At 67.8% G+C, this 3,989-nt stretch carries 4 protein-coding genes and 1 pseudogene; 1 reads left to right on the forward strand and 4 read right to left on the reverse strand.

The window, feature by feature from the left end:
• Together AB4Y86_RS13645 and AB4Y86_RS13650 are read right to left on the reverse strand one after the other, a co-directional pair.
• A partial coding sequence (locus AB4Y86_RS13645) for a co-chaperone GroES (RefSeq protein ID WP_441402752.1) occupies positions 1 to 201 on the reverse strand: 201 nt, incomplete at its 3' end.
• A 699-nt stretch (positions 202 to 900) separates the two neighbouring features.
• A complete protein-coding gene (locus AB4Y86_RS13650) occupies positions 901 to 1,314 on the reverse strand; it encodes a hypothetical protein (protein WP_441402753.1) in 414 nt (137 codons plus the stop codon).
• A gap of 56 nt (positions 1,315 to 1,370) precedes the next feature.
• Here AB4Y86_RS13650 and AB4Y86_RS13655 point away from each other — a divergent pair, with 56 nt between their 5' ends.
• A complete protein-coding gene (locus AB4Y86_RS13655; RefSeq protein ID WP_441402754.1) occupies positions 1,371 to 2,597 on the forward strand; it encodes a THUMP-like domain-containing protein in 1,227 nt (408 codons plus the stop codon).
• Positions 2,598 to 2,609: 12 nt separating this feature from the next.
• Here AB4Y86_RS13655 and AB4Y86_RS13660 read toward each other — a convergent pair whose 3' ends face one another.
• Positions 2,610 to 3,443 carry a shikimate 5-dehydrogenase gene (locus AB4Y86_RS13660; protein WP_441402755.1) on the reverse strand — a complete coding sequence of 278 codons (834 nt, stop codon included), beginning with the start codon at positions 3,441 to 3,443 and terminating at the stop codon, positions 2,610 to 2,612.
• 90 nt (positions 3,444 to 3,533) lie between these two features.
• Positions 3,534 to 3,989, reverse strand: a pseudogene (locus tag AB4Y86_RS13665) (beta-N-acetylhexosaminidase); the annotation flags it as partial.

Consider the following 3,989-nt stretch of genomic DNA (forward strand, 5'->3'; position numbering starts at 1 on the left):
GATGACGACGTCGCCAACGGCTACGTCAACGGGAACGCGGTTGCCGTCTTCGAAGCGGCCGGGGCCTACTGCAACAACTTCGCCTTCCTGCGGCTTCTCCTGTGCGGAGTCCGGGATAACCAGGCCGGAAGCCGTGGTCTGCTCGGCTTCGAGCGGGCGGACAACAATACGATCCTCAAGAGGCTTAATAGAGACCGACAAGGACCTCTCCTTTTCGTCAGCAAATTCGTGGACTTTAAAGCTGTGGTGCCGTGGCGTACAGACCGTCGTCGCGGTGCCGGCAGTAGCCAGGCCGGTAAAGCTTCAGGTGTTAGCACCCGCCTAGGGCGAGTGCTAATGACGACTCTATGTAAGTAGTTAGCACTCGGTCAAGGTGAGTGCCAGAAGTTCATCCCGGGGTGAACGCCCGTGAACGTCCGACGGCGGGACCGGACACGGCGCGGCGCGGCGCGGCGCGGCCCGGGACGGCGCGGCCCGGGACATGCTCATTCTGCGAGGCAGCCGGTGGACTCAGGTTTGTTACGTTCCGGTTGTGCGCAGCGGGCTGCCCGGGGCTCCGGACATGCTCCTAAGGCAGCCTGCAGGACGGATATGCCCATCGGGCGGCTTGCAGGACGGACATGCCCATCGGGCGGCTTGGAACGAAGGACTTGTTGCCCAGGCGCGGAGCTTGTGCCCCAGTTTTGGAGTTGAGCGATGGGCATGCTCCTTGCCGGTCCGGCGCAATGGACGTGCCGTCCGGGAGCGATGGACCTGCCCATTGCTGGTGGCCAGAGATGGACATATACGCAATATGTCCAGTGCTGCCCGCGAAGGACGGGCATGTCCGGAGTGGGCGGACCGATTCAGTGCCACGTCACGCCGCACCACGCCGTACACCAGCAGGCACAGCGAAAGCGCCTACTGCCCGGCGAGGTCCTCGTAGTCCCAGTCCTGGCCGTCGTCGTCTTCGTCGATCTGGGGCGACTTATTCCGGTCGCGGTACAGCAGGAATCCCCCGGCCAGCGCGGCCACCGCTCCGAGGATCAGGAAGATGATGCCGCCCACCCGGGCTCCGGCGTAGGTATCACGGATGGCCCGCGCCTCGTCGGTGGCGTCTTTTACGTCCTTGCCGCCCACCGAATAGACGGTCGCGTTGAAGGAATCGAGGAAGAAGATGATGACGAGCAACGCCACGCAGACAACCGCGACCACTGTGCCCGCGATCAGCGCCGGTCGGGCGAAGCGGGTCAGTCCCCGGCGGACCGGAAAATCTTCGTCCGGCTGTTCCCGGGTCCCTGCCGCGCCGATGTCATCGGTGTCCCTGTCATCCATGCCGTCCAGCCTAACGGGCACGCAGGGCGTCTCGCGCCTGAACTACGCTTGATGGCATGGCTGAGACTACGCAGGACCAGATCGCCCCACTGCTCAATCCGGAGGGCTGGGACCTGCTGGCGTCACTGGGGCCATACCGCGAGGAGGAGGCCTTCCGGCTCAATGCCTCGCTGCGCAAGGCCGGACATTCCGCCGAGCTGGTATCAGCGGTCCTCACACAATCCCGGCTGCGGACCAAGGCAGAGGCCAAGTTCGGCGAATTCGCCCGGCAGATGATCTTCACCCGGGCCGGCTTGGAACAGGCCACCCGGCTCAACGTCGCCGCGCGGCACGCGCAGCGGTTCRCCGCGGCGGGGATTGCGCACGTTGCGGATCTGGGCTGCGGGCTGGGGGCTGACGCGATGGCACTGGCCTCCCTTGACATCAAAGTCACGGCCGTGGAACTGGACGAAACGACGGCCGCCTGCGCCACCATGAACCTGATCCCGTTCCGGAACGCGGCGGTGGTTCATGCCGATGCCGCCGCCGTCCCGCTGGACGGGATCGACGGCATTTGGCTCGACCCGGCGCGCCGCACCACCTCCAGCTCCGGAACCAAACGCCTGTGGGATCCGGAAGACTTCTCCCCTCCGCTGTCCTTCGTGGAATCCCTGGCCGCCGCCGGTCGCGCCGTCGGCGTGAAGCTGGGCCCCGGCATCCCGCATTCCTCGGTGCCGGCCGGCTGCGAGGCGCAGTGGGTCTCGGTGGGCGGCGACGTCACCGAGGTGGCGCTCTGGTTCAACGCCGTCCGCCGGCCCGGAATCCGCCGCGCGGCGCTGATCCTGGGCCCGCAGGGCGCCGCGGAGCTCACCAGCGCGGAGGACTTCGACGCCGGACCGGCAGCCCCAGTGGGCCCGGCGGAAGGCTACCTCTACGAGCCCGACGGCGCCGTGATCCGCGCGGGCCTGGTCGCCGACGTAGCGCTCCAGCTGGGTGGGCATCTGCTGGACGAGCACATCGCCTACATCTGCGCGCCGGAGCTCCGCAATACTCCCTTTGCCCGGGCGTACAAGGTCCTCGAGGTCATGCCGTTCAACGTCAAGGCACTCAAGGCCTGGGTCAAGGACAACGGCATCGGCGTCCTGGACATCAAGAAGCGGGGCATCTCGGTCACGCCGGAGGAACTGCGCAAGCAGTTGCTCCCCGGCGGCAGGAGCGCCAGGAACGCGGCCAAAGACACGGCTACCCTGGTCCTCACCCGGATCGGCGAAGAACGGGTCGCCATCTCGGTGCAGCCGGTCTAGGACCGGGCGGCCCTATTGGGCCCGCATGAACTCCTCGGCTGCCCGGACCTGTTCGTCGGAGGGCCGGACGCCGGTGTACAGCACGAACTGCTCAAGGGCTTGGATGGTGGCGACCTCGGCGCCGGTGATCACTTGCTTGCCGGCCGCCCGGGCGGCCTGGATCAGTGGCGTCTCGGCGGGCAGAGCCACGACGTCGAAGAGCACCTTCGCGGCCGCCACGGCTTCGTGCGGGAAGGCCAGCGTGTCGGCCTCCGGTCCGCCGGCCATGCCAATCGGCGTCACGTTGATCAGCATGTCGGCCGACCCCTCGCCGGCCTCCACCGCCGGAATCCCGGCGCACCACGCGAAACCGTAAAGCCCCGCGAGCGCCGGCCCGGCCTCCGCGTTGCGCGCGATGATGGTCACGTCCCGGAAGCCAGCGTCACGCAGCGCGGCCGCGGTGGCTTTCGCCATCCCCCCGGCGCCCAGCAGCCAGACCGAATAGTCCGTGGGGACGGCGTTGCGCTGGAGCAACTGCTCGATCGCCGTGTAGTCGGTGTTGTAGGCCGTGAGCGTGCCGCCGTCGTTGACGATGGTGTTGACCGAATCGATGGCTTTCGCGGAGGGGTCCAGAACGTCCACCAAGCCGATGACCTCCTCCTTGTACGGCATCGAGACCGCACAACCGCGGATGCCCAGACCCCGAACCCCGGCTATCGCCTGGGCCAGATCGGTGGGGGCGAAGGCCTTGTAGATCCAGTTCAGGCCCAGCTGCTCGTAGAGATGGTTGTGGAAGCGGGTCCCGTTGTTGCTCGGCCGGGCCGAGAGCGAGATGCACAGGGTCATGTCTTTATTCAGGATGGGCACAGCACCATTAAACGACACCGCGACAAACGACACCGCGGCAAACGGCACAGCACCATTAAACGACACCGCGGCTAAGACGCCGCGGGCAGCTCAGCCGCAGCCGGAGCCCGCCTGCTGCGGCCCGACGGCGACCGGCAGCTTGCCGGTGGCGGCGGCCTTTCCGGCCAGCACCGCCAGCAACGCGTCAAACGCCTCCTGGCTCCGGCCGTAGAGCGCGATCTTGGCGGGCGCCGCGGACTTTGCCAGCGGCCATGGCGCGTCGAGCGCGACCGCCACGTCCGCCGTCGCCGGGGATCCGCCATAACCGATCAGGGTCACCAGCGGCCCGGCGCCGATGCCGACTCCGGCCTCCTTCGCCGCGGAGGCGAAGCGCGCGCGGTCCTGCTCGGTTCCACCGCTCACCCTGACGCTGGCCGGAACGATCGGCCCGCGGCAGGGGCCCGCCAGCACGGTGATGGCTTCCTGGGAGACTTTTTGGGACAACGCCGCACCGCTGCCGGGCGGCCGGCCCTGCGGCGGGTGGCTACGGGCCCGCCAGAGCTGCAT

The organism is Arthrobacter sp. 2YAF22_2 (assembly GCF_052114645.1).
In the GTDB taxonomy this organism is placed as follows: Bacteria; Actinomycetota; Actinomycetes; order Actinomycetales; family Micrococcaceae; genus Arthrobacter.